The organism is Proteus sp. CA142267, from assembly GCF_003336825.1.
In the GTDB taxonomy this organism is placed as follows: domain Bacteria; phylum Pseudomonadota; class Gammaproteobacteria; order Enterobacterales; family Enterobacteriaceae; genus Proteus; species Proteus terrae.
Genome location: NZ_QPMG01000004.1, coordinates 237,966 through 256,695 on the forward strand (window position 1 = coordinate 237,966; position 18,730 = coordinate 256,695).

An 18,730-nucleotide genomic window follows, 5' to 3' on the forward strand; every position below is an offset into this window, starting at 1 on the left:
TCCCTTTCATATCATTATTATCACATTGATTAAATCATTATTTCTTTAGTAGCTCATCTATAATTAATTCTATTCTTCTAATTATTTTTAAATATTTATCTTTAGTTTCTTTCTGCAAAATTATATATTTTCTATCGTAGAGAATAAAAGAAAGCAAATAAGCCCTAAAGCCTCTCATTTTATTTGTTAATGCAAAAATATAATGTCTATCAATAAATGATTGTGTGATTGTATATTTAAATTTATCTTTTTTAAACTTATCATTAAACACCTTTTCCATGACATATTTTATCGTTTCATTCTTAATATAAGTATTTTCTTCAAGATAAAATAGGGCTTTATTTATTTTTTTTAATTTAAAATTTGAAATTCTAAGCTCAGAAAATAATAACCGGTTATTATAATACATAGACTCTAAAACATAACCATTTATAGATAAGCACTTTTTCTTATTGATAGTTTTTCTTGTATTTATTTTTAATTTATAATAGCTTAAAATCTCAAAAATACGATTGTATATAAAATCCCAATTATTAGCTATATATTTATTATTAATACTCCCAGAAATCAAAATATCATCAGCATATCTTGTATAAGTGAGTTCAAAATCTGAGCATAGTTTCATTAATAATACATCAATAGGTCGAAAATAAATTTCAGATATTATGGGTGATGAAGAAAATCCTATTGGAAAAACTCTTTTATTAATATAAGAAGTATTTTTTGATTCACTAGAAATATTAATGGATGTTAATTTTATCAATGCATCTATTAAAGAACACTTCTTGTCATTATCTAAAAACTCATCATTAATATAGTCATAAAATACTTTTCTAACATAGGATTCTTTTATTGAATGAAAGAAAGATACTATATCAATTTTCAAAAAAAAATAATTCCCAATGTGAGGTCTTAGATAATCTAAGTAACACGTTTCTTTTTTATAAGCAAAAGAATTATTATTTAAAGGTATAACATTAGAAAAATAATCATATATTTTCCGTTGAGATTTTACGTAATCAACATTATGAACTATTCTTTTAGATAAAGAGTAATAATATTTACCTTTTAATTTTATTTCAGTAACATTATCCCAAGGAATAGTATTTGAATTTATAAACTCAGATAACCCCGATTCACTATTTTTTAACACTATAAAGTTTGAAATAAAAAACTCTCGATTCAACTTAACCATAAAAAACTCCGATCTTGATACCAATAACAGATTTTCACTCTGTGCAATTAAAAAGGTAACCTTTAGTATTCCAATGAGGAAATCATAAGCTAACTGGTTAATATAGGCTAGGCTAGGCTTAAGCTAGCACACAATCAGGTTAAGCTCCTGTGACCGTGCCCTTCAAACTATCAAAACCGGAGTTTTTTTATTATATCAGATAATTGAGGGAAATACCTAGAAAAATAAATGTAGAAATTATTTCCCTTACAGCTAGTTTCAATGTGATCTATAGCATAAGTTAAAAATTCATTTACCCATCCACCTGTTTTTGTACTTGATACTTTATTTCCAATAATATTATCATTTACGAATTTATATATTTTATTATGTTTAGATACATTTTTACTTTTTTGCAAAACTTCACTTTTACCGCCAAATATTAGCCTAATATAAACCAAAAGCAAATCTTTCGTTAGATAATTTCTATTATTTAGTTTATTAATTAAATTATTGATAGGTACCTCTTTAGACTCCAACCATTTAAAAAATATTTCTGAAGATTGCCTACATATAAGTACCCCTTCAATAGTATCGTCTAAAATATATACATTCTTCTTTATTAGATAATTTTGAATATCTTTTTTTAACTCTAAGAATTCACCATGATTCCCATCAATATTACTTAATGTTTTTTTACTTATTTTAATATTCCATTCATTATAACTAGCTATTTTATTAACCAAATAAAAAATTTCATTATGTTCTTTACTATATGAATATTTTTTATTTTCAATTTCTTTTTTTATATTTTTAAATGTGAAAATATTTCCATTACCTTTTAATTCTATCTTGTGAAAATTGTTATTCCCATTAACCACATCCATTGCTTTATCCATATCAAAAAGAAATAAATATGGCGTTACAGCTTTAGTATATGATGGAGAAATATTTTCAATTAATACATTGTCACCTGAATAAAAATCAATTTTTTTTAATTTTGGGAAATATCGTTGTAGCTTTCTGTTACCAAATAACTCTATCTCAGTAGCCCCTTCAACAAAAAAAATAAAATCACTGAAAAGTAACCTTGCTTCATTATCACTAAATGCATTCAAAAACCGGTCATCTTTATAATCCGTTTTTAATTTCCTAATTTTTGTAATTTCATCTCCTTCATTTTTTGAAAAGTGAAAGATACTATTATTAGTAGGAAATAACTTCATTATACTTTTTACAATATTTGGTGAATGTGTTGAAAATATTATTTTTGGTAACGGTGTATTATATTTACCTATATTATACAATGAGTTTTTTTGATATTTAATTACAACTTCAAATATATTATAAATTAGTTCTTCAGCTATTTTAGGATGTAACCCTATTTCAGGTTCATCAATAAAGATAAATGGTGTGATAAATTCTCTTCTTGTCAAGGAAATAATCAATGTTAAAAAAGTGCTAATATACCTAAAGGAATTGGTTCCATCAGATTGTTTTTCTAAAACATTTCCATCAATAGAAAAGCGATGCCCGTTAAGTCCAACTTTAATTAAACCAAGAATTTTTTCTTTATATGAGTATTTAAACGTATCAATTACATCTTGAATTTCTGATAAATATCTTTTATAACCATCACTAGTCGGCGATATTTCTTCATTAATAAATTCAACTAAATTATCCTTATTAAAAGATGACATATTAAAAGATTTCAATTGGCTGACTATGACCCATAATTTATTCCAGTCATATAAATTTATATGCCTTGTTTCTATATCAAAAAAAGGATATAGATAACTTATGACTTTCAATTTATCTTTATTATCAATGGACCATTTTGACATGCCATCTTTATTAATTATTAATTCCAGACTAAAAACACAACTAGGTTCTGATATTTCATCACTAAAAATCCGAGCATCACCAGTTAATTCACCTTTAAAAAAAACATTATATATATGTTTAAAATATGAACTCTTATTACTATTTTTTGATGTAACTATTTTTTTTATTCTAGATAGGTCATAGCTTATTTTTATATAACCATATGGTGTATATGAATTATTTAACTCTAAACCAATGAGTTTTTTTCCATCTAATCTATCATAAAAAAAGCGTATCACCTTTAATAAGTTTGATTTTCCAACATTATTTTTTCCAACAATACAGTTTATTTCATTAATATCATTAATAACAACACTATCAAAGGATAGAATATTTCTTATTTCAATAGATTTGATAGCCATTTTACTCATCTTATACTTGATTTTATTTTCTATAACTATAATACTTTATCTATACAGAATAAAGTCATTTAAATTATTTAAAATTTAAAAAACATATCACTTCCAACATTAAAAATAACATTCACTATTCCTTATTGATAATCCTTAATATCAATATATTGCACCACATCATCCGTACTTGAATCTGCACTTGGCCCTGGCAATACCGTTAATTGCCATCGCATTGGTACAATTTTAGTACCTGAACCGCAACTTCCCACTTCAATAACGGCATGTTGATAAGGAGATGTTGGTGTGGAGTAATATCCGACAACTCGACACAGTGAAGCGCATTGGATACCCACTGATAATTCATTACCAATAGGTCTACCATTAGAAAACCCAGTGATGGACTGAATTCTTAATGGTCTTGCTCCTGAGACTTGAAGCAACTGGTTATTATTAAATATCTGAATACCCCATTTTTGAGGTTTGGCTTTATTATAATATGAGGCTCTGACGAATAAATAACACTCAAAAAGAACATCACCGTTTTGTTGACAAGTAATGTTCCAATATCCATCCTTTTTTATAACCGAAATTGAAGCAGGAATAACAGACTGTATTGATGTACATCTTGAAAAGACCATTGGTGGATCATCCGTTTCTTTTATTCCTGTATTATAATTTCCTTTTTTAATATTATTAATGCGTTTAAAAAAAACAAATGATTCTAATGTACTTAAATACTCTGAATTTTTTCCATTAAATACTTTCAAACCATATTGACTCATTTATTTTAACCCCACAATAATAATGCCATCCATCGATGGCGAGGTTATATTGGATTTCCAATAGACGGTATTGCCTGAAACAGAAGTGCGAATACTATGCCTTCCTATTGCTGTTGCATACAACGTTAACCCACTAGGAACAGTGTATTGTTTGCTTCCATCTCCTGTAATTTTAATAAAGTCGAGCACAAATGATGAACTGGTGATGTTTTCCACCGCGCCTTTATCATTATAAATTGTTAATCCCCATGGCATTTTATTGACCTTTTTATGAAAAAGAATTCGACTAACCCAAGTAGCCCAATTTAACAACCAACTTATTATTTTCATCATAAACATAAATAGTATTATTCGTGATCACTAACCGCCCTTTTGTTCCTCCTGAGTTAATATCTAACCGTCCACGAAATACTGCATCATTTAATTCAACATTCCCTGTTGTGGCATCAATATTAAATCCTTTCTTACCCGCTAAATAATTAGTGGATGTGATTTTTTTACCTACCGATAATTTATCAATGGTTGCCTTACTAAATAACGCATCATTGAAAAAAGCTTGTCCATTTTGGATCACAAACGGCGTCACCACTTTACCGTTTAATGACGATATCACCGCAAAGTTTTGGGCATTGACCAGAAATTGACTATTTCCTTGCGCATTAAACCCTAAACCAATGCCAGTAATGACTTTATTCCCTTTGCTATCCTGCTGTACTTTCATTGTCCATGATGCCGAAATTTTGCCATTTATGTCTGTGACCACTTTCGAAGTTTGCTCGATTTTGGCTGAACTTGTACCCACTTGGCTTTCTAAACGAGTCACTTGCTGGGCGGTAGAGGTCACTTTACCTGAAACCTCAGTTACCTTAGTTTCAAGTTGGTTTACCGCATTCGCCGTTGCATTGGCTTTCTGTTCGCTGGACTTAGGTACTTCATTCGCCACAAACCCCTTTGGTGCCACCGATTGCTTGTTGTTGGTATAAGTGCTGGTGATGATTTGATGGTTAACACTTTTGTGTTTAGTTAACTGATATTTTGCCCCTCCCCGCAAATAGATATATTCCACAGAGCCATTCGTTAATTGAGCAGGCCCCATCACAGGGGATTGATTTGTCCATCGCCAATCAAAGTTATCAATGATACGGTTTTCAGACTGAGTTCCCCATCCAGAAGCACTCACTTGCCATTCCACAATCACGGCAAAACCTTTGGTGCTGTGAGTTGCATAGCTGGGTTTATTGTCTGAATATTGCCCTAAAGTTCTAAAGACCTTAAAGGCATAACGTCGAGAGGTCGCTAATGGCAAAATCACCGGATAATAGATGTTTTCATTGAGTTTTGATAAATCTAAATCCACCACCACAGACTCCGTTAAATCAGCTTTCACTTTATCTAATTTGCTGGATAACGTTTGTACCAGAGAGGTTGCGGAGGTGACTTTGCCATCGAGATTAGACACTTGCGTATTTAACGCATTGACCACACTACTGTCGGCTTTTCCCTTCAGGGTTGAACTGAGGCCTGAAATATCTTTCGATTGTGCTTGCTGTTTCGAGGTGAGGGTTTCTAGTGATTGATTAATCGCGGAAACATTCCCATTCATCCGTGTTTCCAGTGATTGTCTGGCTTTGGCTTCCGCTTGGTCACCTGTAACACGTGCTTGTTTCTCGGCGGAGATAAGTCCTGCGGTGACTTTCGATAAATCATTGCCGGTATAATCACCTCGAAGTTGTGTCGCTAAAGATTGGCGTTGTTGCGCTTCGGTTTGATCAGACTCAATACGCGCTTGTTGCTCTTGTTTAATCGCTGCCGCCTGTGCTTCTGTTGCCGTTGAAACTTTATTCATCCGCTCAGCCAGTAATTTTTCTGCCTCCTCCCGTTTTTTTTCACTTTCTTCAATCGTCGCGCCTTGCCTCATTGACTCTTCTAAAAGCTTATCGTGATTTATCCTCATTAACTCATGTAATTCAGTAATATCGATTTGGTTAGCTTTGCTGTTAATTTCACCCAATAGGTCTTGTGCGAGTTGATCTCGGCTAATTTGCCCCGCTAATTCCTCAAGAATTAAATCGGTTTGAGAAGAGCAAGTACCCGAAGCTTCCACAAACGGTGATTTGCCATAGCTGTTGATTGTTCGAACATAAAAATAATACGTATGCCCTGCTTTTAAATTCTCTTGCGTCCAGAAATTCCCTTGGCCAACTTTATTTGTTTTGGTGATCACTTCATTTTCAGAAAGATCAGCGAGCTTTTCCTCACTAAACCAAAATTCAAAGGTATAACCAAAGACAGCGCTATCGCCTTGTTTCGGTGCAATGGTCAGATTAAATAAACCAGAGGTAACATCAATATGCTCAGGAGGCGGTGGCGCTTGAATGGCAAAGTCACTGATAGCAGGTGCCGACATTGCGCCGGCAACGTTTGTTGCTCTAACTTCAACACGATAAGTCCCTCGTGCTAATCCGTTAATATCAACACGCTCAGCCGGTACCTGAATAGATTGAATAACATTGCCTTCTTGAAGAATAGTGACAGTGTTATAACGCACATCAGTAGCAACATTCTGCCAAGAAAGTGTACCTTGTACGATGTCACTGACTGCAAGTGGAACAAAGGTAAGATTAATAGGTGAAGCAACGCCACCAGCGGGTAAACTCACAAATGGCGGACGCTCAAACGGTTTGCCAATCACATCTTCATATAAATAGGCACCATCCTCTTCCAACGTTAAAGCCACACCCTCTAAAGCATGAAAAGACCATTCGGCAATACGAAATTCCAGTCCACTAATCCCCAAAGCCGGTAATTCTAAAAGCACAACTTCCCCCGGACGATAAGCATAGCCGTCTAAGTTCATAGTGAGTTGAACCCGTCTTCCTGCTTTCTTTTTGCGAAGATATTGGCGGGCTAATCGTTGGGCTTGATAAGGGCTGGTGACAAAACGATAGTCGATATTCTCCCGAATTTCTAAGCCATCGTCTTTCACCCATTCGTCCACAATTACAGGCGTGAAATCCGTTTTTGTATACAACTGTTCGGCATCAATAAACGTGCCATACACCGCATTGGTCGCGTCTTTTAAACCTGTTTCAGGGGTACAAGTGACGGTACCAATCAATTGTGATTCGGTGATAGTTTTTATTGCCGGCCCATAATATGCGCCGATTTGAATACCGTGTTTTCCTGCTGTAAATGTCGGTTCAGCGTTAATACATTTGTGCATCGCTTCCAAAACACTGGATGGACTCTCATTTAAATCATAAGCACCATTAAGGGTATATCGCGACTCAAATCCACCTTCTGGCAGACCCACTTTTTCATCACATAAATCGGCTGCCTGTTTAAAGCTGTCAAAATCAATATCCGTATCAGGCACTTTTAAATAATGGCGGTAATAATCCAAAATAACTAAAGCCCCATTATTACTCCATGCAGTTTGCCCAGTGCGAGGATCAAACAGATGTTTTCCCCAAACTTCACATTTCACATTGGGTAATCCATAGGGGAATTTTTCTTGGTCAAATGTGAGTGTCACACGTAACCACGCCAGACCTCGCCCAATCATATCCTCTTTCCATGACGGGCAATTTTTAAGCATAAAGGGATCGACATCTTCCCTATCGTTATGTAATTCCCATGACGCTTTATCACCAAACGTCTCAATGAGATCATCACCCAACCAAATCTTCCCGATTTTCTCTATGGGGTGCCCTGCCAGAGCCAATGTCAGTGTGATTTTTTCGTTTTCATCTTGTTCACCCGCCTCTTCTTCGGCAAAGAAAAGCAAACCCGATATCACTGTTTTTCCGACGATCACGGTTTCAGGCGCAGACGATGAACGTAACATCTGTTTGCGTTCACCCGTATCTCGATAATTCATGGAAGGCAGTTTAGGCTTAAAGATAAGCGAACCCGCGACTTGGACTGCGACGCCTGCTGCCATCAGTGCCATCCCCATCGCCGAGGTAACGCCTCCGGTAAATAGCCCTGCAATCATTAAGCCTGCGCCCACGACTTTTGAAATTAATCCACCACTCCCACCCATTATTCCACTCTCCACGCTTTGATTGGGTTAATCTGCACTGGCTTCACGCCTTGTGGGGTTACGCCCCAATAATGCCCCGCCCAAACCACAGCTAAACTGTCACCGTCCTCACCTTTAAACAGTACGAGGTCGCCACGCTGAACGCGCTCAATCTCAATGGATTTGAAATAGCGTGATACGGCTTTCTCTAAGGAGCCAAATTTAGATTTGAGCAGGTTGAAGGCTTCGGCTTTGGTTTTATAGTGATTGAGATAAGGCTTTATCGGAGAGAAACCGCATTGTGCGTAAATACATTCAGAGGCAAAAATACAACAATCAAATTCACCCCATGAAAAAGGGCGACTCATTGCCGCCCTTATGGTTTCGGGTAATTTAAGTGTCCAGTTGGGTTGTTTCATGTACTGACCTTAAATAGCAAAAAACCCACAAAAGTGGGTTTAACAAAGCAATAGGATTATTTATAAATAAATGCAGGGGCATCTTTCTTGCTGCCCCAATAAATAGCCCGTTCAGCCATTTGAGCAACATAACGAAAGATACGATCACCTTGTCTTCGAGATGACCACGACTCATCGGTGAATCTATCGGGTAACCCGATTGACCATCGCTCGAATCGATTAGAAACATTAACACATACGGCATTTTCTTCGCCAGACACCACATTAATCGATGTGATTTGTCCGACAAATAAGACTTCAGCAAGAAGCGGTTTTCCCTCTTCACCGATGGCGACCATCATCAACCGGACTTCGCGTCCTCGACTTTGCTCATTCATCACCATTCCCACCAGCGATTTATCAAAACCGGCTAATTTAAGCTGTAATTGCGGAGGGCTGGTTGTCTTATTTTCTTTTAGCTGACTGATTTCGCCTAAACTTCCTACACCTAAATAGGTTTCACCCGCAATAATCAGTTGCCCAACACTGGTATGCGCACAGGTGACGCCTGATTTCAAATCGAGTCTGGCGGCTAAAACGATATAAGCCCCTTCATTAATCGCGTTGACCATGGCATCAGAAAATGGATGATATTGCATTAGTACAACACCTCCTCAAAAGATAACGTGATATTGGTATACCCCAAGCGACGATGCTGAAATTTCCCCTGTTCATTATCAACGAGCCGAAAAACTCCAAAAGGACGTTCAACCTCGAGCATTTCATTGACGGTAGGTGACGTTCTTAACATCGGTGAAATAGGAATAATGGCACGGCCTTGATGATCACTAACCACATCAGCCACCACCATTTTGAGTTCATTACCCACAGTTAAACGATCCCCTTGCTGTAACACACGCATATTGCGCTTCCAGTCCTTTGTTTCTAGCCGATTCCCCAATTGGCTTGGTATTGCAACACGAGGCGAACCATACCCATAACGCCCTTTTCTTATCCAACTCGATATTTTGACTCGCCCCGACATGCCATCCAATGAAGCCACCAGCGCTTCTAACTGGCGCGATTTCTCTTCATTTAAATTATTGAATGTCAGCTCACAACGCCAACGACTTCCCGGAAAGCGTACCGTTTGACTACTTCCATTAAATGGCGAGGTAAAGGTTTTGCTGTTACTCAATAATTGCCAGTTTTCCTGTGTGGGGATCACCTCTTTTGGCCATTCAAGAATAGACATTTAGACTCCTAATGTTCTGCGTGCTGCACCATTACTTTGAAAGTCTTGTAACATCATCGCGTGAGCTTTCTGTGCGCCGGCTTCTGTCCCTTGTTGTGCAGCTTCTTTCATTGCCTGCGCAAGTACAGCGTCACCATTTCCTGTCACCGTAATATGATTAACGACGGTCATTTGTACACCACCCGCACGGGCTAACGTTGGTTGTGGTGTAACGGGTATTCGCCCTGCGACCGCCCCCACAAAGCCCCCCGAAGCATAACCTTGCGCCGCATGCATTAAGCGATAGAGATTACCGACACCCAATTTAGCCGTCGCTTCTTTGGTAAAAACAAACTCACCACCATGCACAATTCCTTTAGGCTCAAATTTTCCTCCATGCCCCGTATAACCACCGTAAGCATGCCCTTTGCTCATCCATCCCATATCAAAACCCATTGCCTGCCCGCCTGCTTCAATGGCTTTGAAAACCAACATTTTCATCACCATTCGAGTGATATCGGAGATCACCGCATTAGCAAAATCTTTAAAGCTTCCTTTGCCCGTTAAAGCAAAATCGGCTAATGCATCAGACATATTATTAAGGGCATTGGTAGTGACATTTCTGACGTTCTCCATCACATCCATGGCTGACTCACTGAAATCCGATAAGCCTTGTTTTAATCCCGCCATCGGATCACCTTTCATGGCTTCTCGCTTCCTCAGCTCTTCCTCAATCTTCTGTTTAGTGAGTTCAACATTGCGTTGTAAGTTCACCAGCTCTTTTTCGCCTAAATCCACACTGGCTTGCTGATACAGCACATCAATCTGTCGAAGGGCATTGAGCTTTTCTTGCTCTGCGCGCGATTTTCCTATCAAGGAAGTTTCAAATTGCATCTGCTCAATTTCTTTACCGCGATCATAAGCAAATTGCGCAACCGAGTTGGCACGCGCCAGATCATCAATGGCTTTCGCTTTTTCTTTTATCGTCTCAATGGCGTTGGGATCGATTTTTAAGATGGCATCAAACTTGTCTTTATTCTGTTTGATATCGGCTAATGCGGATGTGTATTCATTAAAGGAAGAGGTAGTGCCATACAGCTGAATACTTTGCCCATCAGCAATCAGTGAGGCTTGTTTTTCCTCCAATTCCGTTAAGATTTTGGTGTATTGCTTGGCATAATCAATGGTTGATTTATGGCTGGGTTTATACGTCCGTTTGGCTTGCAGTGCCAGTTGTGCCTCAATTTCAGCTTGTAAGGCCTTATCGTAGCCTTGCATATCTGGCGTAATTTTGCGTGAAGCCAATACATCTTCTGCATTTAATTTCGCTAATGCCTTCCCTGTGGCTTGCGCTTTTGCCACTGAACGTTGCGATTTTTCAATCGATTCATCAATCTGTTTAGCAATCGCCGTGGCGGCATTCACTTGGCTATTTGTCGCCTGAAGCGTGATATCAATGAGTGATTCATATTCAATGCCTAAGCTCTTTAAGCTCGCCTTAAGTGAATTAATAGCGACATCAACATTTTGTAACTCAGTGGCATAGCGTTTATATTCAGGAGCTTGATCGCCCACTTTTTCTTTGAGTGTCGCCAACATATTTTGCATATTGGCTCGCTGACGCTCTAAGTTATTAACTTGCTCTGCATATATTCCCATCGCAGCATCAAGCTCTTTTTGCTTTTCAGCTACTCGTTTAAGGTATAAATCCCCCACACCTTGTTCAGTAAACGCCTTTTCACTCTCAACGCTGTATTTTGATAGACCTTGTAAGGAAATAACCTGTTGTTTAAGCTCCTCGACTTTCTCCAATTGCGCGTTAATGCCCGATGAAACTTTGCTTAAATTCGCCACTAGCGTGGCATTGCTCATTTTGTTTAACGCTTCTGTTGATGTATCAAGAGAATTGGCAAATTCAATCGATTCGAGTTTGGCTTGTTTGACATTTTCGCTGTATTCATACAATCCCATACCCAATGCCGCAACACCGGTCAGCACTAATCCAATAGGGCCACCCGCTAATCCCATAACACTGTTAAGTGCTCGCCCTGCCACCGTTGATTGACGCCGAGCGGTCGTTAATGCACGTTGAGCAACGTTTTCGGCGGTTAATGCCTGTGTATAATTTAGAGAGGCTGTTCTTGCGAGTGATTTTGTGGCGATAAGGTTATCAAGTGCTATTTTTTCCGCGTTAGTGCCTCTAGCAACTTGATATTCCATTTTGGCTCTATTGAGCGCCGATGTAGCAGCTTCTTTATCCGCCCATGCCTTCCTCACGGCACTGGTTGCTGCCACACTGTTTGCCTCTGCACTCTGTAATGTGGCTTTGGCTTCATTCAACGTTGTCTGATTTTTCAGATAAGTGGCTTTCGTCCATTGAGAGAGCTTTGCTACCAATGCCGTAACTGCAATTCCTTCAACCACTTTAGCGACTAACGATAGATTATTGGCAAGAGTGGTCATCCCTGTGGTAAAAAGCTGAGTCGCACCTGTACCTTGATTCGCTTCACCAATAAATTTGGTCATCGCCGATTGAAGATTAGTGAAACCTTGGCTAACCGTTGTCACACTGGTGGCGAATTTTTTATCCACACTATCGGCTGCACGCTCTAAGGCTTGAATGACCTTCTCAATCGTCATTTCACCGTCTTGGGCTTTCTTCCTTAGTTCACCCACACTGACACCCATTCCGTCAGCGATGGCTTTCGCTAACGCAGGGGTTTGCTCCATCACTGAATTTAGCTCTTCGCCACGTAACTGACCCGAGGCTAATGCTTGACCAAATTGGGTTAATGCCGCTTGGGCTGCGGTTGCACTCGCGCCTGAAATCGCCACGGCTTTTGAGACGGTTTCCGTGAGTTCAGCGACTTTTTGCTGACTTAAGCCTAAGCGATCGGCATTATCCGCAAAACGTTGATAAACCTGTGCTGTGGCATCCAATGATTGATAGGTTCTTTGGGCAATATCATAGACCGCTTGTGTGGCTTTATTTAACTCGACAGAACTTTCTGTCACCAGTTTTAAGCGGTTCTGTAATTCCGTCCAACTATCGGCATAATTAATGACTTGATGAATGGATAATGCGCTTGCGGTGACACTCGCAAAGCGGGCAAAAAGCGCCGAGGATTTTGCGGTTTGCGATACCATTCGCTCTTGTTGCACGGTGATAGCTTGAAGGCTGACGCGAATACTTTGCCCAAATTGTTCTGTTTGGCGCTGGCTACGGTTGATCGCATTTGTGAAATTTGCCGTATTCAGCGTCAAATCAATATTTAATCTACCTAATGCTCCCGCCATAAATTCAATCCTTGGTATGAACACTACAAAAGCAAACTTTCACCCTGAATAAATGCAATATTCCTTGTTATTTGCTATTGATTTAATTATTGATAAACTGAAATTTCGAATAATAGAGGGGGTTTTATGAGACTTATTCTGGCGTTATTACTACCTTGGTTACAATTTTTCACGATTGGTCGCCCATTTGCTGGCATCTTCTGCCTTATCCTACAAATCACATTAATTGGCTGGATCCCTGCGGCTATCTGGTCGGTTTATGCGCTTTCTCAATACAATACGGATAAAAAAATTGAGAAAATGTCTCGCGGTGGTTAACGATTAAGCCCCACTGATGTGGGGCTATCGATTAGCTAATACACTCTCAGTAACGTTATCCCACAGCTCTTCTTCCGTGATTTTCTTCTTCCACATTGGCATAAAATCCATCAATTCAGGCGGAGACGTTTTCGGATCACGATTTATCATCGCGAGAAGATGCGCCACTAGTGCCATCCGATAATCCTCTCGCCATAAACCAAAGGGCTGTTTGCGATAAAAGGCTTCATATTCACACAAGTGTCTTTCAGGCATTTGCTCGATTTCCGCGAGCGTTTTTCCCAGTGCCAACGACAATATCAATTGAAATTGTCGTCGGTCTCCAAGTTTTTTTCGTTGTTCCCCGCTTCAGCCGTAAACACCGCATTAGAGAACCCTTGCCCTAGACGATTAAGACCTTTTAAATCTGCTTCATTTTCAGCATCAAAAAGCAGTTCCCCTTTTTCATCACACAACTTAAAGGCCAGCATTCTGGCGACATCATATTCATCGTAGACACGATTTATCGCCTCATTAAATTGTTCGGGATCGTCTTCATCTAAATAAATATCCTGCGCCTCAGCGAGCTTGATTTTAATTTGACGAAGTTTGCGCTGAATGTAATTCATGGTGCCAACATCCAGCTCTTTGACATAAAAGGTGTTGTCTAAATAAGTAAAAGGCGTCACTTTCAGTGCTTGGTTTAACACTAATTCACGCAATAAAGCGTTAGACATAATCACTCCTAAAATTTTTTATCGAGAAGGGAGAAGAGAAATAATGAAAGAGGTGAATTAAGGGTTATTTCTTCACATTCAAATAATCACGGCCAGACAATTTAATTGAGATCCCCGAATCCATCATTTGCCCTACACTGCCATCAATGTTCATACCTGTCTCGACGGAGCCGTAATAAAACATGGAGCCTTCATCTCGCGTTAAGACCATTTTCACTGCGAATTTTTCTTTGCTGTTTTCATATTTACGCAAGAGTCGCTGCACATCACTGGAGCTATAACGTAAGAAGAAGGTCAATTTAATTGAGCCGTATTCCGTATCACCGGATTCATATTCCTTGCCATCACTGCAAATGGTGGTGACATCAATTTGTTCGGTTGTCGAACCGTCTTTGCTGAAACTTTTTACCGCACAGAAATTATTAGACCATTGAATGCGTTGTGCTTTGGCGTTTGCAAAATCTGTGGGTAACGTTTTATCACTCCAATCCACTTCCTCACACAGGGTCACTTTATTGCCATCAACCTGTGCAATGGGAAAACGCCCATCTAACTCCCCGAGTCCCGATAACATAATCATGTCATCCGCTTTCAGTTTATTATTGGCGATGGTAATAGTTGCCGGTGATAACGTGGCTTCTGTCACTGTCATCGCCTCTCCTAAGCCTGTTTGCACAAAGATCTTCGTGCCGAGGAAAGGCGTCGCTTTATGGTTTTTTGACTTTGCCATATCCATTCCTTATTTATCTGATGAAATCATTAATTCAAGAACAAGCCGATGCAATTTGACATCCGCTTCATACCCAAAGACCGCATTCACCCGTTGTGCAAATGGGATTGTCGCAACAATCTGAGTTTCAATCTTTTTACGCAAGACCATAAGGGGTTGTGGCTGTGGCGCATACACATCAAGTTGCACGCGATAGTTGTCTAAATCCGTATCCTCCAGCGCACTGTTAGGCGTGATACTGGCAAACTGGATCACAATGGCGGGATAATGCCCTTTGCCTTCGGGTAATACCTGAAAAAAAACCCTTCCATCGACCAGCGGTGAAAGGGTCTCTTTTAATTGCTGTATCATGATCTCTACCTTACTTTTTCAATGTCCTCTTTGAGTGTTTGAACAATCACTTTAGCCGTTGCTTCCTTTTTCGCTTCAAAACTGGGACGCATAAACGGTTGTGCGGGCATCTTGGCGGTACCAAACTCGACAAACCACCAATAAAACGGATCATTCGGGTTCAATGCCGCACTTTTTCCCGTTGCCTGTTTAAAGGCAGACACCTTTTTACCCGATAATGATTTCACCCAAATGCGCGTTTTAACTTGCCCATTACGCTGCACTTTCGTTTTAGAACGAATATTGCGCTTGATGGTGCCTTTGCGTCGATGAGGCACCGTTTCCTTAAGGATAGGCACTCGATGTTTGATTTCCTGCTTTAACGCCGAAGCGCCTGCATTCATCGCCTTACGCACACTTTGGTTTCTGGTTTTACGGGCGATGTCTTGCATTCGTTGAGCGAGTTCAGACAATCCACTGATTTTAATCTCACCCATCATTCACGCCCTCTTTGCACATTAATTGAAGCTCACGATGACGCTCATCAGGGTCAATAATCGAAATAATATTAAATATTCGCTTACCCCATACAATACGCATCGAGGTATCAATATCAGCAATATAGCGAATAAGAATTCGCGTTGTGGCCTCACTTTGTACTTGCTGAGCTTGAAAATATTCCCGCCCTTGATAAGGCATGATCGCTGCACGTACTTTTGTCGCATAATCTGTCCAAATCACATCACTGCCACTGATGGCATCGGGCGCTAATACTGATTTTTGAATATGAATAGTGTGGCGTAATCGTCCTGCACGCATAAAACCTCCTACAACCCATAAATCCGGTAAGGTTGAAGTAGTGCGGTGACCGCAAAAGGTTGTGTAGAAAAAGCTTGCCCCGAAATCACCCCCTCACGATTTTCATACCATTGCGCAATTAATAAGAGCATTGCCGCAATCACATCATCCGTTAAGAACAAGGCTTCAGGATCTTCTTGTGCTTTATCCATCTCCTGAGTTTTATGTAATGTTCGACGCGTGTAATTTTCAACATATTTCACAGCGGAACCGATATACAGCGTCAATAAATTATCGTCATCCGTAAAATCAGGGTCGATATTGCAATGCTGTTTCACAAATTCGAGAGAAAGCATTATTTCTCCTTTTTCGCCTTAATATTTTTTTTCGGTTCAGGTTCAGGTTCAGGTTCAGGTTCAGGTTCAATAACAAGATGTGCTTCTTCCTGTTCTTTGGCATAGCCTTTTTGGATTAACTCCCGTCCATGTTGCTCTAAGGTATCAATCTGCTCGCCTTCAAGCACCACACGTCCCTCAAAATAAATGGCTCGTAAGATGACTAATTTCATATCACCTCCAAAGAAAAAGCGGCCATAAAGACCGCCTTAGTTACATTAATCACTTGATGTTGCTACCGTAAAATTACCGTAAACAAAGGCTTCTGGACGCTTGATCGCCAAAGCAAGACGCTCTTCACAACGGATAGAGATCATGTTTTTCTCAAAATCATCGGCGTTTTCCGTTGAAATCACCACATTCGTTTCTTCACGGTCAAAGAGCTGTGCCCCCGCATTAAATGCCCCTGTTAAGAATTTCCCTTTAAACGCGGGGGTTTCTGTTGCTACAACCGGTAATCCCCATAAGGTCGGTCCTGTTAATGCGGAAGGATTAGCCAAAATATAACGCCCCAAAGAGTCTTTGGTTAGCTCAATTTTCGCCCAGTCAATAAAGTGTAAAACGTGACCAGAAGCAGGAAATCGCGCCAATTGAGCTTGAAGCATGGCAAGCCGTAAATCATCAATACCGTTTTGTTTTTCAACCGTAAAGGAGGCTTTATATTGAGTGGCTTGTGGGATAATGCCGTGCAAATGTGCCCCAGAGCCATCACCAAATAAAATTTCTTGCTCTTCAACAAACTTCAATCCATAACGCATTTCCGCATCAATCAACGACTGCAACTGCGCAAAATCATCTAAGATTTGTTTAGACGCTTTAAACATATGAGCAATCGTCGTGACTGGCGTGATTTTGGTCGCAAAGGCAATGTCACTATATGGCTTAGTGGTATTTTCAGGCGCAACCGCCGCCTTGTTGGTAAACCCCGTTTGCTGAACCCAGAAAATAGCGGGAGATTGCGTTTTACCTGATGCAATTAAGTCACGAATAAAAAGTCGTTGTTTCGGTGCAACATCGATACCCGACAAACGTTGTGGTTCAACCACGCCTTCGGCAACGCCCGTAGATGTTAATGCTGCTTGAACAGGAATTGAAACACGTTTGCCCCCTTGAATGCTGGAATTGATCTCTTTTAATACTTCAGCCGAAATCACTTGTTGACCAACACTTTTTACAACCTGCACCGCATTATTGAGTGGCATTTGCGCAACATGTTGTTCTAAATCCCCTAATGCGGCTTTCAGTGTTTTTTCAGATTCGCGTAGCGCATTTAGCTCGGTTGCCATTTTGTCTACGGCATGTTTCGTTTCTTCATTTAATCCACCCACTTTCTGCGCTTCTTTTAACGCTTCTTCAGCTTTGGCATTAAAATGTTGATTGGCTTCTTCAATTTTTGCCGATAGGTTTTTTAATAATTCATTTGTCTCTGACATAGTCACTCCAATTACTTAACGCAGGCAAAGGCGGTCACCGCCTCCTCCAATTTTGACAGGATTTCAGGATTAATATCGCAGGTAGCGCTTGGCATACCATTAGATTGGGAAGTAGCGCTCGGCGTACTTCGGGTTAATGCACTAATTAGTTTTCGTCGTTCAGCACGAGGTGTGTTGGTTTTGGCAAGTAGCGCATCCAGTTTTCGGATCGCGGCTTGGGGGCTTTCATCACCTTCGTCAATCACATCGGCAGAAAGTAGGCTGTCCGCAAATCCCTTTTCTATCGCTTCACTCGCACTGATATATGTTTCGTTATCCATCATCTGACTCACCACGTCACTCGATTGCCCACTGCGTGCAACATAGATATCGGTCATCGAGGCATCAAAAGGGGCGAGATCATGAGCAAGTTTTGCAAAGTCGTGACGATTTCCTACCCCCATTGCCCAACAGTTATGGATCATCAAAAAGGCACCGCGCCCCATTTTTATTTCATCCCCTGCCATCGCAATAATGGACGCAGCGGAAGCGGCAATGCCCAAAATATTGACCGTTACCTTGCCACTGTGGGCACGAAGCAAGTTATAAATTGCCAACCCTTCAAACATATCGCCCCCTGGACTATTGAGGTTAACGACAATATCTTGCTCACCAATGGCACGAAGCGCGGCGGAAATCCGTTTAGCGGTGACACCTTCCCCCCAATAATCTTCTCCAACGACGTCCAATATCGAAATCGAGTTATCCGCACTGGATGCCCGAATACGGCTATTCCATTTATCCAGTGCTTTGGGTTTCAGCTCATAGCGAATCGATGCGCAGGGGCGATCCTCCAGCGCGACTGGCAACTGATTTTTTTTCATA

20 protein-coding genes are annotated in these 18,730 nt (G+C 39.8%); 1 reads left to right on the forward strand and 19 read right to left on the reverse strand.

What is annotated here, in order from left to right:
- Positions 1-37: 37 nt before the first annotated feature.
- The 9 genes from C0T34_RS09910 to C0T34_RS09950 all read right to left on the reverse strand — a co-directional run bounded on the left by C0T34_RS09910 (position 38) and on the right by C0T34_RS09950 (position 13,146).
- A complete protein-coding gene (locus tag C0T34_RS09910; protein ID WP_109850095.1) occupies positions 38-1,195 on the reverse strand; it encodes a reverse transcriptase domain-containing protein in 1,158 nt (385 codons plus the stop codon).
- 170 nt (positions 1,196-1,365) lie between these two features.
- The gene (locus C0T34_RS09915; protein WP_161750273.1) at positions 1,366-3,420 is read right to left on the reverse strand and encodes a retron Eco8 family effector endonuclease; all 2,055 of its coding nucleotides are present in this window, start codon (positions 3,418-3,420) and stop codon (positions 1,366-1,368) included.
- Between the two features lie 131 nt (positions 3,421-3,551).
- A complete protein-coding gene (locus C0T34_RS09920; protein ID WP_109850097.1) occupies positions 3,552-4,193 on the reverse strand; it encodes a hypothetical protein in 642 nt (213 codons plus the stop codon).
- Positions 4,194-4,448 carry a hypothetical protein gene (locus tag C0T34_RS09925; RefSeq protein WP_109850098.1) on the reverse strand — a complete coding sequence of 85 codons (255 nt, stop codon included), beginning with the start codon at positions 4,446-4,448 and terminating at the stop codon, positions 4,194-4,196. It lies immediately after the preceding gene.
- Between the two features lie 31 nt (positions 4,449-4,479).
- Positions 4,480-8,238, reverse strand: coding sequence for a DUF1983 domain-containing protein (locus C0T34_RS09930; protein ID WP_109850099.1), 3,759 nt, complete (start codon positions 8,236-8,238; stop codon positions 4,480-4,482).
- Positions 8,238-8,636 carry a hypothetical protein gene (locus C0T34_RS09935; RefSeq protein WP_100159824.1) on the reverse strand — a complete coding sequence of 133 codons (399 nt, stop codon included), beginning with the start codon at positions 8,634-8,636 and terminating at the stop codon, positions 8,238-8,240. Before C0T34_RS09935 ends, C0T34_RS09930 begins: the two co-directional genes overlap by 1 nt.
- 56 nt (positions 8,637-8,692) lie before the next feature.
- Positions 8,693-9,274 carry a hypothetical protein gene (locus tag C0T34_RS09940; RefSeq protein ID WP_109850100.1) on the reverse strand — a complete coding sequence of 194 codons (582 nt, stop codon included), beginning with the start codon at positions 9,272-9,274 and terminating at the stop codon, positions 8,693-8,695.
- Positions 9,274-9,870 (reverse strand): hypothetical protein, encoded by a 597-nt coding sequence (locus C0T34_RS09945; RefSeq protein ID WP_109850101.1) that lies wholly within the window; start codon positions 9,868-9,870, stop codon positions 9,274-9,276. The genes C0T34_RS09940 and C0T34_RS09945 overlap by 1 nt, the downstream gene beginning before the upstream one ends.
- Positions 9,871-13,146, reverse strand: a complete 3,276-nt coding sequence (locus C0T34_RS09950; RefSeq protein ID WP_109850102.1) for a phage tail tape measure protein — start codon at positions 13,144-13,146, stop codon at positions 9,871-9,873. It lies immediately after the preceding gene.
- A 126-nt stretch (positions 13,147-13,272) separates the two neighbouring features.
- Here C0T34_RS09950 and C0T34_RS09955 point away from each other — a divergent pair, with 126 nt between their 5' ends.
- Entirely contained in the window at positions 13,273-13,464 is a 192-nt protein-coding gene (locus tag C0T34_RS09955) for a YqaE/Pmp3 family membrane protein (RefSeq protein WP_004242485.1), read from the forward strand.
- Positions 13,465-13,488: 24 nt separating this feature from the next.
- Here the strand turns inward: C0T34_RS09955 and C0T34_RS09960 are convergent, their stop codons facing one another.
- From C0T34_RS09960 to C0T34_RS10005, 10 genes are all read right to left on the reverse strand, one after another.
- Positions 13,489-13,719 (reverse strand): DUF4035 domain-containing protein, encoded by a 231-nt coding sequence (locus tag C0T34_RS09960; RefSeq protein ID WP_239450324.1) that lies wholly within the window; start codon positions 13,717-13,719, stop codon positions 13,489-13,491.
- A 44-nt stretch (positions 13,720-13,763) separates the two neighbouring features.
- On the reverse strand, positions 13,764-14,180 hold the full coding sequence (locus C0T34_RS09965) for a hypothetical protein (RefSeq protein ID WP_099074613.1): 417 nt from the start codon (positions 14,178-14,180) through the stop codon (positions 13,764-13,766).
- A 64-nt stretch (positions 14,181-14,244) separates the two neighbouring features.
- Complete coding sequence (locus C0T34_RS09970; RefSeq protein WP_109850104.1) at positions 14,245-14,910, reverse strand: hypothetical protein; 666 nt, start codon at positions 14,908-14,910, stop codon at positions 14,245-14,247.
- Between the two features lie 9 nt (positions 14,911-14,919).
- Positions 14,920-15,261: a DUF3168 domain-containing protein gene (locus C0T34_RS09975; RefSeq protein WP_058336216.1), complete on the reverse strand. Its 342-nt coding sequence runs from the start codon at positions 15,259-15,261 to the stop codon at positions 14,920-14,922.
- 5 nt (positions 15,262-15,266) lie between these two features.
- A complete protein-coding gene (locus C0T34_RS09980; protein ID WP_058336215.1) occupies positions 15,267-15,740 on the reverse strand; it encodes an HK97-gp10 family putative phage morphogenesis protein in 474 nt (157 codons plus the stop codon).
- A complete protein-coding gene (locus tag C0T34_RS09985; RefSeq protein ID WP_109850105.1) occupies positions 15,730-16,059 on the reverse strand; it encodes a phage head closure protein in 330 nt (109 codons plus the stop codon). Before C0T34_RS09985 ends, C0T34_RS09980 begins: the two co-directional genes overlap by 11 nt.
- Positions 16,060-16,067: 8 nt before the next feature.
- Positions 16,068-16,394 (reverse strand): head-tail connector protein, encoded by a 327-nt coding sequence (locus C0T34_RS09990; protein ID WP_109850106.1) that lies wholly within the window; start codon positions 16,392-16,394, stop codon positions 16,068-16,070.
- Positions 16,394-16,606: a hypothetical protein gene (locus tag C0T34_RS09995; RefSeq protein ID WP_109850107.1), complete on the reverse strand. Its 213-nt coding sequence runs from the start codon at positions 16,604-16,606 to the stop codon at positions 16,394-16,396. The genes C0T34_RS09990 and C0T34_RS09995 overlap by 1 nt, the downstream gene beginning before the upstream one ends.
- Positions 16,607-16,651: 45 nt before the next feature.
- Entirely contained in the window at positions 16,652-17,866 is a 1,215-nt protein-coding gene (locus C0T34_RS10000) for a phage major capsid protein (protein ID WP_109850108.1), read from the reverse strand.
- Between the two features lie 11 nt (positions 17,867-17,877).
- Positions 17,878-18,729 (reverse strand): head maturation protease, ClpP-related, encoded by an 852-nt coding sequence (locus C0T34_RS10005; protein ID WP_109850109.1) that lies wholly within the window; start codon positions 18,727-18,729, stop codon positions 17,878-17,880.
- Position 18,730 lies beyond the last annotated feature (1 nt).